Genomic DNA, 16,436 nt, shown 5'->3' with positions numbered 1-16,436 from the left:
GGCACCCGGATCAGGACGACTGGCAAGGAGATGCATGCATGTCACCCCAGACTGCTTTTGCCTTACCTGCAACCGTGAATGGCGCTGAACGGCTCGATGCGAGTTTTGCTGGCACCGGCAAGACTCAAGTGTATTTTTCCGGCAGCCTCTCCAGCATGGCCAATGACATTGCGATTGACTCTGTCGGCCGGTTGCTGGTGGCGGCAAAAGTCGGTACGCCGGGCGGCTATCGCTTCGGCCTGGCCCGCCTGCTTGCAGATGGTTCGGCGGATCTGGCATTCGGCAAAAAAGGCAGCATCAGCGGCCAGTTCGCACTCGGCTTCGAGGCCATGGCTGGCAAGGTACGGGCATTGCCCAACGGGCACATTCTGGTGGCCGGCCTGCACTACGAGAATGCGCATCGTACGCTGCCCGCCCTGGCGATGTTTGATCAGCAGGGCTGCCCGGTCCAGGGCTTTGGCGACAATGGACGTTGCGTGGTGCACCTTCCGGGTAATCTTTCCCAAGGTGCTCGCGACGCCTGGTTACCGCCCGGCGTGCCGAGCGCCGAAGCCTGTGATGTCTGTGTGCAGGACGACGGTCGAATCCTGCTGCTGGCCAATCATTACTTCGAACCGACCGATCACGTCGGCATGCTGATACGACTCAACTCCGACGGCTCGCTGGACGACAGCTTCAACGGTCGCGGTTTCGTCATGATTCGGCACTTGTTGATGAACACTTGGCTCAGCAGTCTGATGGTGCAACGCGATGGTCGGATCCTGGTGAGTGGATCAATCAATTTTCCCGAGGAAGGTCTGCTGGCGCGCTATCACCCGGACGGCCGACTGGATGACAGCTTCGCCGTGGATGGTTTCATGACCATCAAGGCACGGGAGCACAGCGCTCAGATCAACCAGATCGTCCAGCATGAAAATGGTGACTTGCATTGTTTTGGCAGCAGTCGCGACCCGATGCTCTGCCTGTCTCTGAAAGTTTACAGTAATGGCCGACCCGATATTCATTGCAACGGTGGTCAGCCAAAGCTATTAGGCGTCGGCCGCAGCAGTTGCCGCTGGACCGCCGCCGAGACTCAACAGAATGGATGTGTGCTGACAGTTGGATCGACGGTCGGCGGGGTCGAAGCTGATCTCGTTTTTGCCCGATATTTACCCAGTGGGCAGCTGGATCGCAGTTTTGCCAAGGGCATCGGCTGGTGTCGCACACACCTGAGTCGCGGTTCGCATACTGCCACTTCATTGGCCATTCAGGCCAACGGTTGCATTGTCATAGGCGGCTATTCACTGGACGGAAACTGCCGCGCGGTCGTCGCGCGTTATCGGTGTTAGGCCAACGTCGTTTTCCGCACTTGATCTTCTGTTGTTCTTACGGCAACTTGCGCGCTTCTTAATACAAGGAGTAGCCAATGTCTGGTTCCATGGCCCAGGCCTTCGCGCATAATTTTCTCGGGCACTCACCTCGTTGGTACAAGGCGAGCATTGTCGGCTTCCTGATTCTCAACGCTCTGGTGTTGTGGACAGTCGGTCCGGTGGCGGCCGGCTGGTTATTGGTGCTGGAGTTTATTTTCACCCTGGCCATGGCGCTCAAGTGTTATCCGTTGATGCCCGGCGGGTTGCTACTGGTCGAAGCATTGCTGCTGAAAATGACCACGCCCCAGGTGCTCTATGATGAGCTGGTGCACAACTTTCCGGTGATCTTGCTGCTGATGTTTATGGTGGCAGGCATCTATTTCATGAAAGACCTGCTGCTGTTTCTCTTCTCGCGCTTGTTGTTGGGTGTTCGCTCCAAGGCCCTGCTGGCGTTAATGTTCTGTTTCCTGTCCGCGTTTCTGTCGGCGTTTCTCGATGCGTTGACCGTGACTGCGGTGATTATCAGCGCGGCGGTGGGTTTCTATTCGGTGTATCACCGTGTCGCCTCGGGTGGCGATCCGCGTCAGGACAGCGAAATCGGCGATGACCGGCACCTGCCCACGCTCCATCACGCCGACCTCGAACAGTTCCGCGCCTTCCTGCGCAGCCTGCTGATGCACGGTGCGGTCGGCACCGCGTTGGGCGGTGTGTGCACGCTGGTTGGCGAGCCGCAGAACCTGTTGATCGGCCATGAAATGGGTTGGCACTTCGCCGAATTCTTTTTGAAGGTCGCACCGGTGTCGTTGCCGGTATTGGCAGCGGGTCTGGTGACTTGCGTACTGCTGGAGAAACTGCGCTGGTTTGGCTATGGCACGCTGCTGCCGGACAACGTGCGTACGGTGCTGGCCAACTACGCCGCCGAAGACAACGCCGCACGCACTGCACGTCAGCGCGCTGCGTTGATGGTTCAGGGCGCGGCAGCGCTGATTCTGATTGCCGGCCTCGCGTTTCACGTCGCCGAAGTCGGCTTGATCGGTTTGATGGTGATCGTACTGATCACCGCATTCACGGGCATTACCGATGAGCATCGCCTTGGCAACGCCTTCAAGGATGCCATGCCGTTCACGGCGCTGCTGGTGGTATTTTTTGCAGTGGTGGCAGTGATTCAAGATCAGCAACTGTTCACACCGCTGATCCAGTGGGTGCTGGCGCTACCGACAAGTCAACAGCCGGGCATGTTGTTTATTGCCAATGGCTTGCTGTCGGCCATTAGCGACAATGTGTTCGTGGCGACCATTTACATCACCGAAGTGAAACAGGCGTTCCTCGCCGGCCACATGAGCCGCGAACAGTTTGAAACCCTGGCGATTGCGATCAATACCGGCACCAACCTGCCGAGCGTGGCGACGCCCAATGGTCAGGCGGCGTTCCTGTTCCTGCTGACCTCGGCGATTGCACCGCTGATTCGCCTGTCGTACGGGCGGATGGTATGGATGGCGTTGCCTTATACCGTGGTGATGGGCGTGTTGGGCTGGTATGCGGTGAGCTACTGGCTGTAACACCGCAATACTCACTGTAGGACTGTAGGAGCTGTCGAGTGAAACGAGGCTGCGATCTTTTGATCTTGCTCTTTAAAAACAACATCAAAAGATCGCAGCCTCGTTTCACTCGACAGCTCCTACAATCGGTTGTGTATTCAGCGTTTGAGGATGTATTGCTCAATCGCCCGGGCCGCGCCGTCTTCGGTATTGGCTCCGGTCACCACGTCGGCCTGACGCTTCACCGCCTCTTCCGCCTGCCCCATGGCGATCGACAACCCGGCCCGGTGAAACATCGCCGGGTCATTGCCACCGTCACCCAGGGCGGCGGTCTGTTCCAGCGGCACCCCGAGAAACTCGGCCAGTGTCGCCAATGCCTCGCCCTTGTTAGCCAGCATCGCCGTCACGTCCAGATAGATCGGTTGTGAACGCGAGACCTGCGCCTGCCCTTCGACCTTGGGCAGCAACTGCGCTTCCAGTTCGATCAACAGTTCGGCGTTATTGCTGGCCGCGACGATTTTGTCGATACGTGCAAGGTAAGGCTCGAAATTCTCGACCACCACCGGCGGATAACCCAAGCCGTGCTGCTCTCGCGGGACCATCGGGCCGTACGGATCTTTCAACAGCCAGTCGCCGCCACTGAACACCCAGACTTCAATGTCCGGCTGATCGGTAAACAGTGTCAGCGCCGTCAGCGCCGCCGTTGCCGGCAAATAATGTGCAACCAGCACACTGCCGTCCGGGTTTACGAGGGTGCCGCCATTGAAGGCCGCCGTCGGCAGATCAACACCCAGGGCTTCGATCTGCTGCAACATGGCTTTGGGCGGACGTCCGGTGGCCAGGCTGAACAGTACGCCAGCCTCGCGCAAGGCGCGGACCGCTTCGATCGTGCGCTGACTGAGGCTGTGATCAGGGAGCAGTAACGTGCCGTCCATGTCGCTGAGCAGAAAACGGATGGGCTGTTGCGTTATCTCACTCATCCGACGCTGTGCCAGACGCGACCATCGCGGGTGAGCAGCTCATCAGCAATCTTAGGTCCGTCTTCGCCGGCCGCGTAGTTCTCAACCGTTGCGTCCTGCTGCCAGGCATCGAGGAATGGCTGCACGGCGCGCCAGCCGTTCTCGATGTTGTCGGCGCGCTGGAACAGCGTCTGATCGCCGGTCAGGCAGTCGTAGATCAGGGTTTCATAGCCGGTCGATGGCTGCATCTCAAAGAAATCCTTGTAGGCAAAACCCAGCTCGATATTGGCCATGTTCAACGCCGGCCCCGGCCGCTTGGCCAGCAGGTCGAACCACATGCCTTCGTTGGGTTGAATCTGGATCCGCAGGTAGGTCGGCTGCAACTCATCGACCTCGGTGTCGCGGAACTGCGCATACGGCGCCGGCTTGAAGCAAATGACAATCTCGGTGTCGCGCGCGCTCATGCGCTTGCCGGTGCGCAGGTAGAACGGCACGCCGACCCAGCGCCAGTTGTCGATCATCACTTTGAGCGCGACATAGGTTTCGGTCGTGCTGTCGGGTGCCACGTTGGCTTCCTGGCGATAACCGGGCAGCGGCTCGCCACCAATCTCGCCGGCGGTGTATTGGCCGCGCACCGAGTTGGCTCGCGCTTCCTCGGTCGACCAGGGGCGGATCGCGCCGACAACTTTGGCTTTTTCGCCGCGTACCGCATCGGCGCCAAAAGCAGCCGGTGGTTCCATGGCCACCATCGCCAATAATTGGAACAGGTGATTGGGCACCATGTCCCGCAGGGCGCCGGTGACCTCATAAAAACTGCCACGGGTTTCCACGCCGACGGTTTCGGCGGCGGTGATTTGCACATGGTCGATGTAATGGTTGTTCCAGAAGGCTTCGAACAGGCTGTTGGAGAACCGGCTGACCAGAATGTTCTGCACGGTTTCCTTGCCCAGATAGTGATCGATCCGGTAGATCTGCTTTTCCGTCATCACTTTGAGCAAGCACGCGTTCAAGGCTTCTGCGGTATGCAGATCGGAGCCGAAAGGCTTTTCGATCACCACCCTTCTGAAGGCATCGGGGGTTTCTTGCAGCAATCCGGCAGCACCGAGACGCCGCACCACCTCACTGAAAAAACGTGGTGCGGTGGCCAGGTAGAAAATCGCATTGCCCGTGCCGCTGGCGGCGATTTTCGCCGCCAGCGCTTCGTAGGTGCGTTCGTCAAGGAAGTCGCCCTGGACATAGCTGATGTGCTTGGCCAGTTTGGCCCACAACGCCGGATCAAGGGCTTGATCGCCCTTGCCAACCTTGGCCGCCACTTCCACCCGAATGAAATCTTCGAGCTTTTTGGCGAAGGCTTCGTCACTGATAGCGTTGTGATCAACGCCGATGATCCGCAGTCCATTTCCCAGCAAACCGTCGCGACTCAGGTTGTATAGCGCCGGCATCAGCAGGCGCTTGACCAGATCACCATGGGCACCGAACAGAAACAGCGTGGTAGGCGGTGCGGGTTCTGCCTTGGATTTCCTGCGGATCACATGGGTCATTTTTTCGGGGTCTCCACATGGCCGCCGAAGCCGAAGCGCTGGGCCGAGAGAATCTTGTCGCCAAAGGTGCCTTGCCCGCGCGAACGGTAGCGCGAGAACAGCGAGTTCGACAGCACCGGTACCGGCACCGATTGCTCCATCGCGGCTTCGATGGTCCAGCGACCCTCACCGCTGTCAGCCACCGAGCCTGAGTAGCCATCGAGCTTCGGATCGCTGGCCAGTGCGTCGGCGGTCAGGTCAAGCAGCCAGGACGACACCACGCTGCCACGACGCCAGACTTCGGCGATGTCGGCAACGTTCAGGTCGAAACGCTGATCTTCCGGCAGGTTGGTGCTGGCTTTGGTCTTGAGGATGTCAAAGCCTTCGGCGAAGGCCTGCATCATTCCGTATTCGATGCCGTTGTGAATCATTTTCACGAAGTGGCCAGAACCAGCCGGGCCTGCATGGATGTAACCGCGCTCGGCGCGATCGTCATCGGACTGGCGATCCTTGGTGCGCGGGATGTCGCCCATGCCCGGGGCCAGCGTTTCGAACAGCGGGTCAAGACGCTTAACAGTGTCGGCATCACCGCCGATCATCATGCAGTAGCCACGCTCCAGGCCCCAGACGCCGCCGGAGGTGCCGACGTCAATGTAGTGCAGGCCTTTTTCCGACAAGGTTTTGGCCCGGCGGATGTCATCTTTATAGAAGGTGTTGCCGCCGTCGATGATGGTATCGCCCGCTTCAAGCAAGGTACTCAGGGTGTCGATGGTGTCTTCGGTCGGTGCGCCGGCGGGCAGCATGACCCACACCGCGCGTGGTTTGGCCAGGCCAGTGACCAGGGCTGGCAAGTCGGCAACACCGGTGGCGCCTTCTTCAGCCAGGGTATCGACAAAGGCGCTATTGCGGTCGTAAACAACGGTGGTATGTCCGTTGAGCATCAGGCGCCGCGCAATATTACCGCCCATGCGGCCCAGTCCAATAATCCCGAGTTGCATGTACTGATGCTCCCTACTACAAATAAAGTGTGTCAAAGGTTATAGCCCAACGCGACTCATTCGAGTTAGTCCAGCGTATGGGGATGAAGTTTCCGGGCATTGTGCCCGATCCAGACTGATAACGTCGGGAATCGTACCGAAGACACAACGACCATGAAAAATAAAAAAGTTCCCTTCAGGGGCAAAAGAAATCAAAATCGGCGCCGATAGTAAGTGAGCACCCGAAATCGGGAGCGAACTTATAGTTGAGACAGCCATTTGCGAGGTGAGCAATGGGCACCGTACACACAGCACTGCCAGCACAAACCCTTTACGTCACGATCCGTCGCGATGAACTGCGCCAGTTGAAAGATGAGCGCGACCAGTTGAAGCGGGAAGTCGCCCAATTGCGCCTGCTGACCCAAGGCAATCAGGCTCAGCCCTTGCCCGTCACCCAACGCGCCCCCCACGCCTGACCCCTCGTTTGACTCGGAAGCAGTCGCTGCTGTTTCCGACTCGCTGCAACCCTGCCAGCTCTGGCAACTCACAAAGTTTTCACACCTTCTTGTTGATACTCCGGCTCATTGTGGCCGCTCGGTATCCACGCGGCGCCCGTTCGTCTGCGACAGGGAGTGCCGACGGCCGAAGTAATTATCAGGCTGGAGTGCTGAATGGCTTTGTTTAAACGCAGCAAAACGTCTGCGAAAGGTTTTGATTGGGCAGGATTTCTCTGGTTATTTCTGTTCTTCTGGTATTTTTCGGGCATTACCCAACTGCTGATTCAACTGACGGGCACCTCCGGTTTTACCGGGTTCCGCCAGGCCTTTGTGATGAGCGCCATCTGGCTCGCGCCGATGCTGCTGTTCCCCAGAAAAACACGGGTGATGGCCGCACTGATCGGCGTGGTGCTGTGGGCCTGTTCGATGGCCAGCCTCGGTTATTTCTTCATCTATCAGCAGGAATTTTCCCAGAGCGTCATCTTCATCATGTTCGAATCGAACGTGTCTGAAGCCGGCGAGTACATGACCCAGTATTTTGCCTGGTGGATGGTACTGGCGTTCCTCGCCCACACCGCGTTCGCGTATTTCCTGTGGACCCGTTTGCGCCCGGTATACCTGCCACGCGGCCAGGCATTGGTCGCGGCGACGGCAATTCTGCTAGCCGTGGTCGGTTACCCGCTAATCAAGCACACCGCACGCAGCGGCAGCCTGGCGGGCGGCTTCGAGAAGTTCGAAACCCGCATCGAGCCCGCCGTGCCTTGGCAGATGGCCGTGGCCTATCACCGCTACCTCGATACCCTGGCCGGCATGCAAGACATGCTTCACAGCGCCAGCAAAATTCCACCGCTCAAGAACCTCACCGATTCGATGGCCAATCAGCCGGCGACCCTGGTGCTGGTAATCGGTGAGTCCACCAACCGTCAGCGCATGAGCCTGTACGGCTACCCTCGGCAAACCACGCCGGAGCTGGACAAGCTCAAGGATCAACTGGCGGTTTTCGATAACGTCATTACCCCGCGTCCCTACACCATCGAAGCGTTGCAGCAGGTATTGACGTTCGCCGACGAAGAAAACCCCGACCTCTACCTGTCCACTCCGTCGGTGGTCAGCATGATGAAACAGGCGGGTTACAAGACTTTCTGGATCACCAACCAGCAGACCATGACCAAGCGCAACACCATGCTCACGACCTTCTCCGAACAGGCCGACGAGCAGGTGTACCTGAACAACAACCGCAACCAGAACGCCGCCCAGTACGATGGCGACGTGATCGAACCGTTCAACAAGGCCCTGGCCGATGCAGCGCCACGCAAGCTGATCGTTGTGCATTTGCTCGGCACGCACATGAGCTACCAGTACCGTTACCCGCCGACATTCAACAAGTTCACTGACCGCAAAGGCGTTCCGGACGGCGTGCGTGACGATCAGGTGCCGACGTACAACAGCTATGACAACGCAGTGCTGTACAACGACTTCGTGGTGTCGAGCCTGATCAAGGACTACGCCAAGTCTGATCCGAACGGCTTCCTGCTGTACCTCTCTGACCATGGTGAAGACGTCTTCGACTCCGTTGGCCATAAAACCCTGGGCCGCAACGAGAGCAAGCCGACGGCGCCGATGTACACCATTCCGTTCATGGCGTGGGCTTCGCCGAAATGGCGCGAAACCCATGACTGGAGTTTTGCCGGCGATCTGAGCCGGCCGTACAGCAGCTCGCAACTGATTCACACATGGGCGGATCTGGCCGGCCTGAATTTCGATGAACTGGACCGCAGCAAAAGCCTGGTCAGCGACAGCTTCAAGCCTCGGCCATTGATGATCGGTGACCCTTATGCGCGTAAGCAGAGGCCGTTGATCGACTTCAGCCTGATGAAACCCAAGGGCGCACCTATCACGCCGGAAGTCGTTCAGCAGTAGTTGCACTCATGTGGGAGCGGGCTTGCGTGGCGAGGGAGCTTGCTCCCGCTCGACTGCGAAGCAGTCGTAAACCCTTTATATGCGGTTTAATTTTGAAATGCAGGGGTCGCTGCGCGACCCAACGGGAGCAAGCTCCCTCGCCACAAAAGCCCATTCCACAACAAACTCGCTCCCAAAATGGACTGCGAATTAAAGCGCTTTGATCCAGAACAGCATCCGGCCATGCGCCGGGTCGAACATGCCTGGCGCAAAACCGAATTTGCCATAAGCCCCCTGAGCCACCGCGTTACCTTCCAGTACTTCCAGAGTGATTTTGCAGCAGCCGCGCTGGCGTGCGATGTCTTCGACTTTGTGCAGCATCCTCTGACTCAGCCCCAACCCGCGAAACTTCGACACCACGGCAACATCGTGCACGTTGACCAGCGGCCGGCAGGCGAAGGTCGAAAAACCTTCAAAACAGTTGACCAACCCTGCCGGCTCGCCGCCGACAAACGCCAGTACGCTGAAGGCATGGGGACGTTTGGCCAGTTCCCCCGGCAGTTGTCGCAATCTATCGGCGGGTAACGGGTGACCGCCGCCCATTGGGTCTTCGGCGTAGTGGTTCAATACAAGACAAATCGCCTCGGCATGCACCGGGTTGGTGTAGCTGGCCTGAAGCACAAGAATTTCTGCGGATTCCATTTCCACCCTCAATCACACAAGTTGCCCCAGCTCGCTTCTTGCGCGCTGAAAGGTCTGACGACCTTATCGCGAGTGCAGGGGTGCCGACAACCGGATCCTGTTGTGATCGTTCTCTCTCAAACGCCCCAGATCAATGACTCGGTCCATCCCAACTCAGCAAAATCCTCAGCCCTCAGCTTTGCCTCACCGGCACAGAAAAACTCGTCCAGTTGCGGCGGCTTGACCGACGTGCCACTGAGCATCGCGTGAACCTGCCCGCGATGATGAATCTGATGCTCGAACAAATGGGACAGCATGCGCAAACGGCTGTCATGTTGCGGGGTGTCGCGCGCGATGGTCACGAGCCGTCCGAGGTCTGCGTCGCGCAGTTGCTCGCAGTAGGCAATCAGTCGACGGTCCACCAGGGCTTGCTCGCGTTTGAGATCGGCGCCGTGGGCGAACGGCTCGTCTTCGTTGAAAAACACGTAGCAATCGGGATGCGGTTCGTCACCGCGCAACTCCCGCTCCAGTGCATCCACATAGAACCAGTCACAGGTCAGGATGTGATTCAGGGTCGCGATGAGGCTGGGAAAGAAACTGACTCGCGGCGCTGCCAGTTCGGCCGGGCTTAGCTGAAGCCAGGCCTTGGCCAGTCGGTGATTGGCCCAAGCGTTCTGATAGGCCATGGTCAGCAAATGGTGGGACAAGGGCTGATTCATGTTCGCTCCTCCCGGATATCAAACCTCGGCGAAACGTTTGAGCTGCATTTCCTGCAGGCGACTAAGGGTGCGACGAAACGGAAACTCCAGATAGCCCTCGGTGTACAACGCCTCCATCGGCACCTGCGCCTCGAGGTACAGCGGCACCTTGCGGTCGTAGCATTCGTCCACCAGGGCGATGAACCGCCGCACGCCATCGTCATGCACCGACAACTGCGGCAACTCACGATCCCCCGCCGCCACCCGCTCAACGCCGTCTTCAGTGCCGCGGGCGATGCGCCCTTCGCGTTTTTGCGCGCTGAGGTTGGGCACGTCGCTCAACAGAATAGCGCTGAAAGTGTCGCACAGGGCCATGAAGTCCATGGCGGCAAATGGCTGCTCGCAGAGCTCGGCGTAACGGCACCAGAGCACGGTTTGACTGGCCTGCATAACATTGACCGAACGGTAGCCAATCTTGACCGGATCGCTGGCCAGCGACTGGCCGACGGTCAAGGCCTTGAACACCTCGCTCAGCGCGCCGGGCTGACCCGGTACGTTCACCCAGTAACGCTGCAGACCGGCGCCAGGATGCAGACGATGATCTTCCCCACCATCCACCGCAATCACTTGCATGTGTTGTTTGATTGCAGCAATAGCCGGCACGAACCGGTCACGATTGAAGCCATCTGCATACAGCTGATCCGGCGGTTGATTGGAGGTGCAGACCACCACCACGCCCTGCTCGAACATCACCTGAAACAAACGTCCGAGAATGATCGCGTCACCGATGTCGTTGACGAACAGTTCATCGAAACACAGCACCCGCACTTCCTGGCTCAGCTCGCGGGCCAGCGCTTTCAATGGGTCGGCGGTGCCGGTCAATTGAAAGGAGCGCTGATGCACCCAGCCCATGAAATGATGAAAGTGCTGACGTCGGGCCGGGACGCGCAGGTTTTGGTAGAACTGATCCATCAACCAGGTCTTGCCCCGCCCGACCGGCCCCCAGAGGTACACACCGGTAATGGACGCGCGGCCTTCATGCAAGGCTTCATGGCATTTTTGCAACGCCCACACGGCATGTTCCTGAGCTTCGTCCTGGACGAAGCCCTTCTGTTCGATGGCGTGTTGCCAGGCGCTTAAGGGAGAGTCGACATTCATGCGCGGCAGTATATAGCAGCTAGCGAAGCTCAACCCCTGTGGGAGCGAGCCTGCTCGCGATAGCGGCGGGTCGATCAATATTGATGCTCAATGTACCGCCGTCATCGCGAGCAGGCTCGCTCCCACAGGTTAAGCAGCGCGACATAGCCCGGGTTACAGCGAGATGTCCAGCCGGGCAATCTTGCCCTGTTCATTGAGGCGGAACATGTAGCGCAGTTCCAGCGGGCTGCCAGGGAACGTTCCGGAGATCAGGTTGTGCACCAGCACTTTGCCGGTGCGCAGCTGAACGTCGAGCACCTCGACCCGGGGCTGATAACGTTGTGCGGTGTCTTGCATCCATTGGGCGATGGCTTGTGTGCCGACCTGATGCTGCCCCTCATCGAACACGTTGGCATCCTCAGCGAAAAAACTGGCAACCTTCGACGTGTCGCGAGCATTGGCAGCGGCAATGTAGGCGGCGATGGCGGGGGCCAGTGAAGAGGCTGGATTGGACATGTTTACGGCTCCTTGTGAGTTGATTCTGGCGCCATGCTAAAACAAGCCTGTGTCAATTCTTGTCAGGAGTGAAACGCCCTGCTTCGTCGAGTTGCATCTGCTTGCGCCAGGTGCGCAGCAGGTCGCTGCGCCGCCCCGGATAGCGTTCGCCCTGCTCGCTGGCGGCCGAGATCCGGTCGGTGCGAAACGTGCGATAGGCACTGCGCAACTCACACCAGGCGACGATGATCCGCACCTCGTTGAGAAAGCCCAGGGCCAGTGGCCAGATCAGCCGCTGACTCGGCACCTGATTGGCGTCCGCGTAGTCGATGTGCAGCTTGGCCTGATCGCGGATGGCTTGGCGAAACACGTTCAAAGGCACGGCATTTTGCGGATAGCCATAACCCGGCGGCCCCGGCAGCACTGTCGGGTTGCGCAAGGCGTCCTGGGCCGTGGGGTCGAGTACCGCGGCGATTTTCGCCAGAGCATCGGCCGCGGCTTTGCTCAAGACCTCATCACCACGCTGATCCACGTAACGCAAGCCAAGCACGATGGCTTCGGTTTCGTCGGCATTGAGCATCAAGGGCGGCAGAAACAGACCGCTGCGCAACACATAGCCGATCCCCGCCTCGCCAAAAATCGGTGCGCCGAGCGCGGTGAGTTCAGCGATGTCGCGGTACAGCGTGCGTTCGGAAATCTCCAGTTCGCTGGCCAATGTCGCCGCCGTCACCGGACGACTTTTGCCCCGCAGCACTTGTAACAAAGTCAGTAAACGGCTGGTTCGCGACACGGTCGGCAGGCTCTTTCCTGAAAAGTCGTCGGAGCTTAGCAGAGGCTGTTGTCAGAAACTGGCAGTAGCGATTGACCCGGCGTTCGGCACCCCAGTGCACACCCAATCTCATGATCACAACATTCCCCTGTGGGAGCGAGCCTGCTCGCGATGACGACAGCACATCCAGCATTGATGTAACTGACACACCGCTTTCGCGAGCAGGCTCGCTCCCACAATTGAAAACGCGTTACCGATCGACCTTATGCCTGGCCGCATACAAACACAGCATCTCCATGGCCAATGTCGCCGCTGCCAGTGAGGTAATGTCCGCGCTGTCGTAGGCTGGCGCCACTTCCACCACGTCCATCCCCACCAGGTTGATCCCGCGCAAACCGCCGAGAATCTCCAGCGCCTGCACCGTGCTCAAACCGCCGCACACCGGCGTTCCGGTGCCCGGCGCAAAGGCCGGGTCGAGGCAGTCGATGTCGAAGGTCAGGTACACCGGATGATCACCGACCCGGGCACGAATCGCCTCGACGATCGCTTCGCACCCTTGCCGATGCACCTGCCGCGCATCCAGTACCTGAAAGCCCTGATGATCGTCATTGGTGGTGCGCAACCCGATCTGCACCGAGCGCAACGGATCCACCAACCCTTCTTTGGCCGCATGCCAGAACATCGTGCCGTGATCGACGCGCTTGCCCTCTTCATCCGGCCAGGTGTCACTGTGGGCGTCGAAGTGAATCAATGACAACGGGCCATGCTGACGGGCATGGGCCTTGAGCAGCGGATAACTGATGAAGTGATCGCCGCCAAACGTCAGCATCGCGCAACCGCCGCTCAGGATGTGCTCGGCGTGGGCTTCGATGCTTTCCGGCACCGACTGCGGCGAACCGTAATCGAATGCGCAATCGCCGTAGTCGATCACCGCCAAGTGATCGAACGGGTCAAACGTCCACGGCCAATGGCGCTCCCAGGCGATCCCGGTGGACGCCGCCCGAATGCCGCGCGGTCCGAAACGCGCGCCGGGACGGTTGCTGGTGGCAGTGTCGAACGGCACGCCGCTGACCACCACGTCGACGCCACGCAAGTCGCGGCTGTAGCGGCGGCGCATGAAACTGGTGATACCGGCGTAGGTGCTTTCGGCGGCAGTCCCGTAAAGACTGTCGCGGGTCATGGCCTGATCGTTCTGTGCAGGGACGTCCATGGTCTATTCCTTGTTATTGGCTTATTGGCGGCTACGGAAAGTGGTCCATAAGCGGGTGCGCTGACGCATGTCCTTGAGGCTCATGCTGCGGTCGGCGTACAGCCGCTCACGCACCTCGCTCTGCGGGTAGATGTCGGGATCACTGCGCACCGCCTCATCCACCAATGGCGTCGCCGCCCAATTGGCCGTGGCGAAGAACAGCGTATTGGTCAGCGCGGCGACAGATTCGGGACGCAACATGAACTCGATGAAGGCCCGGGCGGCTTCGGGGTGCGGCGCGTCCTTGGGAATCGCCAGGTTGTCCTGCCACACCAGCGTGCCCTCCCGCGGAATGCGGTAGGCCACTTCGAACGGCTTGTTGGCCTTGCGCGCCTGGTCGGCGGCCATGCTCGCGTCACCGTTGTAGGTCAATGCCAGGCAGACGCTACCATTGGCCAGATCGTTGATCTGCCGCCCGGTGGCGACGTACAGCACCGACGGCTGTAACTGACGCAATAGTGCATCGGCGGCTGTCAGATCAGCCTTGTCGGTGCTGTAGGGATCTTTACCCAGATAGTGCAGCGCCAGGCCGATCACCTCTTGGGGCGAGTCGAGAATCGCGATGCCGCAATCTTTCAACTTGCTGGCGTATTCGGGTTTGAACAGCAGGTCCAGGCTGTTGAGCGGTACGTTAGGCAAGCGCTGCTGCAGCGCTTCGACATTCATCCCCAACCCGAGCGTGCCCCAGGTGTAAGGCACGCCATACCGATTGCCGGGGTCGACCGCCGCCAGTTTTTCCAGCATGTCCGGGTCAAGGTTGGCGTACCCCTTGAGGCCATCGTGAGGAATTTCCTGCAGCGCACCCGCCGCCAGCCCACGGGCCAGCACACTGGACGACGGCACCACCACGTCGTAGCCACTGCCGCCGGTGAGCAGCTTGGTTTCCAGCACTTCCGGTGTATCGAACGTGTCGTAGCGCACGTGGATGCCGGTTTCCTTTTCGAACCGTTGCAAGGTCTCGGGCGCGACGTAATCGGCCCAACTGTAGAGATTGAGGACTTTTTCCTCGGCCTGGGCCGGCACGGCCATGGCGAGGAACAGTGCGGGTAAACACAGCTTGAAGAGCGGAGCCATGACGAACACCTGACCGGAGGAAGTGGTTGCAGGATGCGTCGTCAGTTACATTGGAAAAATACCAAGTTAATTATCCTGACTTTATTGCGGAGTAATGTTTGATGCTCGGTCAACTTCATGACCTCGACCTGCACCTGCTGCGCCTGTTTGTCAGCGTGGTGGAATGCGGTGGTTTCAGCGCGGCTCAGGGTGAGTTGGGGCTGAGCCAGTCAAGCATCAGTCAGCAGATGGCCAGGCTCGAAACCCGGCTTGGTTATCGGCTGTGCAGTCGCGGCAAGGGCGGGTTCAAAATCACCCCCAAAGGCGAGCAGCTGCTCCTTGCCATTCGTGCCTTGTTCGAGTCGATCGAAGCGTTCCGTCATCAATCCAACGGCGTGGCGGGACGCTTGATCGGCGAAGTGCGCCTGGGCTTGTCCGAAGCGCTTGATCAGTCAGTGCTGCAACGGGTTGCCGAGGCGATCCGGCGCTTTCGCGAACGGGATGAATCGGTGCGTATCGAGTTGATCAGCGCCATGCCCGGCGAAATGGAGCGGCTGTTGCTGCAACAACGGCTGGACCTGGCGATCGGCTATTTCTCGCAGGCGCAAAGCGCTTTTGACTACCGCGAACTGTTCACTGAAACCCAGCACCTGTATTGCGCCCCGGGGCATCCGTTGTTCACCGATGAGGCGCCTGACGATCAAGCGCTTCAGGCCTGCGACCGGGTCGATCACCCCTACCGCTTCCTGCGCAGCGACGAGCCGTTTCAGGGGAAAATGTGTTCGGCCCGTTCCGAGCAGGTCGAAGGCACCCTCGCCTTTATTCTTTCCGGCAAGCACGTTGGCTACCTGCCCGATCACTTCGCCCGTAGCTGGGAAAGCAAAGGGTTGCTGCGCCCCGTGCGCCAGGGCGATATGAGTTTTGAGGTGGCGTTCCATCTGGCCCGCCATCGCGCGCAGGTACCGGGGGATGCGCAAAAAGCTTTTGAAGAGGATCTGCTTGCGGCGTTTGCTTGACGATCAAAAGATCGCAGCCTCGTTGCACTCGACAGCTCCTACAGGGTAAACCTATGCAGGAACTGCCGAAGGCTGCGATCTTTTGAACTTGCTCGGCCCTTTTTCTTTACGAGAACCTGTCCATGCGCAGATTGTTCGCCCTGTCTCTGTCCCTCCTGCTGCTCTCCCTGAGCGCCTGCGCTTTGCTCCCCCAACACGACCCGCTGAACATCAACGTGGTCGGTATCGAGCCACTGCCAAGCCAGGAACTGGAAGTGCGTTTCGCGGTAAAACTGCGCGTGCAGAACCCCAATGAAACGGCGATCGACTACAACGGCGTGGCCCTGGATCTGGAGGTGAACGGTCAATCCCTCGCCTCTGGTGTCAGCGACCAGTCGGGCTCGATCCCGCGCTTTTCCGAGGCGGTGATTGTGGTGCCGGTGAGCGTTTCGGCTTTCTCGGTGCTGCGTCAGACCCTCGGGCTGGGTCAGACGCAGACACTGAACAATCTGCCTTACGTGCTTCGGGGCAAACTGGCTGGTGGCGTGTTCGGCACGATGCGTTTCCTTGATCGCGGCAAACTCCGCCTGCCGGAGCCGACCACCGGCACGTGGTAACGC

Annotated in this window: 16 protein-coding genes; 6 read left to right on the top strand and 10 right to left on the bottom strand. The window is 59.3% G+C overall.

Annotated elements, in window-relative coordinates; translation table 11 throughout:
- The first annotated feature begins 38 nt into the window (after positions 1 to 38).
- Together ACZ89R_RS01125 and nhaB are read left to right on the top strand one after the other, a co-directional pair.
- Positions 39 to 1,328 (top strand): NHL repeat-containing protein, encoded by a 1,290-nt coding sequence (locus tag ACZ89R_RS01125; RefSeq protein WP_429547030.1) that lies wholly within the window; start codon positions 39 to 41, stop codon positions 1,326 to 1,328.
- Positions 1,329 to 1,405: 77 nt separating this feature from the next.
- Positions 1,406 to 2,908 (top strand): sodium/proton antiporter NhaB, encoded by a 1,503-nt coding sequence (nhaB, locus tag ACZ89R_RS01120; RefSeq protein ID WP_429547031.1) that lies wholly within the window; start codon positions 1,406 to 1,408, stop codon positions 2,906 to 2,908.
- Between the two features lie 137 nt (positions 2,909 to 3,045).
- Here the strand turns inward: nhaB and ACZ89R_RS01115 are convergent, their stop codons facing one another.
- From ACZ89R_RS01115 to gnd, 3 genes are read right to left on the bottom strand one after another with little or no spacing between them, the layout of a single operon-like run.
- Positions 3,046 to 3,867 (bottom strand): HAD family hydrolase, encoded by an 822-nt coding sequence (locus ACZ89R_RS01115; protein WP_429547032.1) that lies wholly within the window; start codon positions 3,865 to 3,867, stop codon positions 3,046 to 3,048.
- On the bottom strand, positions 3,864 to 5,387 hold the full coding sequence (gene zwf / locus ACZ89R_RS01110; RefSeq protein ID WP_429547033.1) for a glucose-6-phosphate dehydrogenase: 1,524 nt from the start codon (positions 5,385 to 5,387) through the stop codon (positions 3,864 to 3,866). Before zwf ends, ACZ89R_RS01115 begins: the two co-directional genes overlap by 4 nt.
- Positions 5,384 to 6,364: a phosphogluconate dehydrogenase (NAD(+)-dependent, decarboxylating) gene (gnd, locus tag ACZ89R_RS01105; protein ID WP_429547034.1), complete on the bottom strand. Its 981-nt coding sequence runs from the start codon at positions 6,362 to 6,364 to the stop codon at positions 5,384 to 5,386. Before gnd ends, zwf begins: the two co-directional genes overlap by 4 nt.
- A gap of 272 nt (positions 6,365 to 6,636) precedes the next feature.
- On the opposite strand from gnd, the gene ACZ89R_RS01100 reads away from it, so the two are divergent.
- Together ACZ89R_RS01100 and ACZ89R_RS01095 are read left to right on the top strand one after the other, a co-directional pair.
- Positions 6,637 to 6,819: a DUF6026 family protein gene (locus ACZ89R_RS01100; RefSeq protein WP_008069248.1), complete on the top strand. Its 183-nt coding sequence runs from the start codon at positions 6,637 to 6,639 to the stop codon at positions 6,817 to 6,819.
- A gap of 195 nt (positions 6,820 to 7,014) precedes the next feature.
- Positions 7,015 to 8,760: a phosphoethanolamine transferase CptA gene (locus ACZ89R_RS01095; RefSeq protein ID WP_429547035.1), complete on the top strand. Its 1,746-nt coding sequence runs from the start codon at positions 7,015 to 7,017 to the stop codon at positions 8,758 to 8,760.
- 189 nt (positions 8,761 to 8,949) lie between these two features.
- Here ACZ89R_RS01095 and ACZ89R_RS01090 read toward each other — a convergent pair whose 3' ends face one another.
- From ACZ89R_RS01090 to ACZ89R_RS01060, 7 genes are all read right to left on the bottom strand, one after another.
- Positions 8,950 to 9,441: a GNAT family N-acetyltransferase gene (locus ACZ89R_RS01090; protein ID WP_429547036.1), complete on the bottom strand. Its 492-nt coding sequence runs from the start codon at positions 9,439 to 9,441 to the stop codon at positions 8,950 to 8,952.
- Positions 9,442 to 9,557: 116 nt separating this feature from the next.
- Positions 9,558 to 10,139, bottom strand: coding sequence for a DinB family protein (locus ACZ89R_RS01085; RefSeq protein WP_429547037.1), 582 nt, complete (start codon positions 10,137 to 10,139; stop codon positions 9,558 to 9,560).
- Between the two features lie 18 nt (positions 10,140 to 10,157).
- A complete protein-coding gene (gene zapE / locus ACZ89R_RS01080; protein ID WP_429547038.1) occupies positions 10,158 to 11,276 on the bottom strand; it encodes a cell division protein ZapE in 1,119 nt (372 codons plus the stop codon).
- A gap of 153 nt (positions 11,277 to 11,429) precedes the next feature.
- Complete coding sequence (locus ACZ89R_RS01075; protein ID WP_218394755.1) at positions 11,430 to 11,771, bottom strand: nuclear transport factor 2 family protein; 342 nt, start codon at positions 11,769 to 11,771, stop codon at positions 11,430 to 11,432.
- Positions 11,772 to 11,823: 52 nt separating this feature from the next.
- A complete protein-coding gene (locus tag ACZ89R_RS01070) occupies positions 11,824 to 12,540 on the bottom strand; it encodes a helix-turn-helix transcriptional regulator (RefSeq protein ID WP_007937821.1) in 717 nt (238 codons plus the stop codon).
- 229 nt (positions 12,541 to 12,769) lie between these two features.
- On the bottom strand, positions 12,770 to 13,729 hold the full coding sequence (gene speB / locus ACZ89R_RS01065) for an agmatinase (RefSeq protein WP_429547039.1): 960 nt from the start codon (positions 13,727 to 13,729) through the stop codon (positions 12,770 to 12,772).
- A gap of 21 nt (positions 13,730 to 13,750) precedes the next feature.
- Positions 13,751 to 14,842, bottom strand: a complete 1,092-nt coding sequence (locus ACZ89R_RS01060; RefSeq protein WP_429547040.1) for a polyamine ABC transporter substrate-binding protein — start codon at positions 14,840 to 14,842, stop codon at positions 13,751 to 13,753.
- Between the two features lie 101 nt (positions 14,843 to 14,943).
- Here ACZ89R_RS01060 and ACZ89R_RS01055 point away from each other — a divergent pair, with 101 nt between their 5' ends.
- Together ACZ89R_RS01055 and ACZ89R_RS01050 are read left to right on the top strand one after the other, a co-directional pair.
- The gene (locus ACZ89R_RS01055) at positions 14,944 to 15,837 is read left to right on the top strand and encodes a LysR family transcriptional regulator (RefSeq protein ID WP_429547041.1); all 894 of its coding nucleotides are present in this window, start codon (positions 14,944 to 14,946) and stop codon (positions 15,835 to 15,837) included.
- 122 nt (positions 15,838 to 15,959) lie between these two features.
- Positions 15,960 to 16,433 carry an LEA/WHy family protein gene (locus ACZ89R_RS01050; RefSeq protein WP_429547042.1) on the top strand — a complete coding sequence of 158 codons (474 nt, stop codon included), beginning with the start codon at positions 15,960 to 15,962 and terminating at the stop codon, positions 16,431 to 16,433.
- Positions 16,434 to 16,436: the final 3 nt, after the last annotated feature.

This window comes from Pseudomonas sp. TE3728 (genome assembly GCF_056279145.1).
The sequence above is the reverse complement of the archived record's forward strand: the minus strand, read 5'-3'. Positions and strand labels throughout refer to the sequence as shown.

What these genes read in the sequence shown, in the direction of transcription:
- ACZ89R_RS01125 (WP_429547030.1), top strand. Translation starts at nt 39, where the DNA reads ATGTCACCCCAGACTGCTTTTGCCTTACCTGCAACCGTGAATGGCGCT.
- ACZ89R_RS01095 (WP_429547035.1), top strand. Translation starts at nt 7,015, where the DNA reads ATGGCTTTGTTTAAACGCAGCAAAACGTCTGCGAAAGGTTTTGATTGG.
- ACZ89R_RS01115 (WP_429547032.1), bottom strand. Translation starts at nt 3,867, where the DNA reads ATGAGTGAGATAACGCAACAGCCCATCCGTTTTCTGCTCAGCGACATG.
- ACZ89R_RS01085 (WP_429547037.1), bottom strand. Translation starts at nt 10,139, where the DNA reads ATGAATCAGCCCTTGTCCCACCATTTGCTGACCATGGCCTATCAGAAC.
- zapE (WP_429547038.1), bottom strand. Translation starts at nt 11,276, where the DNA reads ATGAATGTCGACTCTCCCTTAAGCGCCTGGCAACACGCCATCGAACAG.
- ACZ89R_RS01060 (WP_429547040.1), bottom strand. Translation starts at nt 14,842, where the DNA reads ATGGCTCCGCTCTTCAAGCTGTGTTTACCCGCACTGTTCCTCGCCATG.
- ACZ89R_RS01055 (WP_429547041.1), top strand. Translation starts at nt 14,944, where the DNA reads ATGCTCGGTCAACTTCATGACCTCGACCTGCACCTGCTGCGCCTGTTT.
- ACZ89R_RS01075 (WP_218394755.1), bottom strand. Translation starts at nt 11,771, where the DNA reads ATGTCCAATCCAGCCTCTTCACTGGCCCCCGCCATCGCCGCCTACATT.
- speB (WP_429547039.1), bottom strand. Translation starts at nt 13,729, where the DNA reads ATGGACGTCCCTGCACAGAACGATCAGGCCATGACCCGCGACAGTCTT.
- gnd (WP_429547034.1), bottom strand. Translation starts at nt 6,364, where the DNA reads ATGCAACTCGGGATTATTGGACTGGGCCGCATGGGCGGTAATATTGCG.
- zwf (WP_429547033.1), bottom strand. Translation starts at nt 5,387, where the DNA reads ATGACCCATGTGATCCGCAGGAAATCCAAGGCAGAACCCGCACCGCCT.
- ACZ89R_RS01090 (WP_429547036.1), bottom strand. Translation starts at nt 9,441, where the DNA reads ATGGAATCCGCAGAAATTCTTGTGCTTCAGGCCAGCTACACCAACCCG.
- ACZ89R_RS01050 (WP_429547042.1), top strand. Translation starts at nt 15,960, where the DNA reads ATGCGCAGATTGTTCGCCCTGTCTCTGTCCCTCCTGCTGCTCTCCCTG.
- ACZ89R_RS01100 (WP_008069248.1), top strand. Translation starts at nt 6,637, where the DNA reads ATGGGCACCGTACACACAGCACTGCCAGCACAAACCCTTTACGTCACG.
- nhaB (WP_429547031.1), top strand. Translation starts at nt 1,406, where the DNA reads ATGTCTGGTTCCATGGCCCAGGCCTTCGCGCATAATTTTCTCGGGCAC.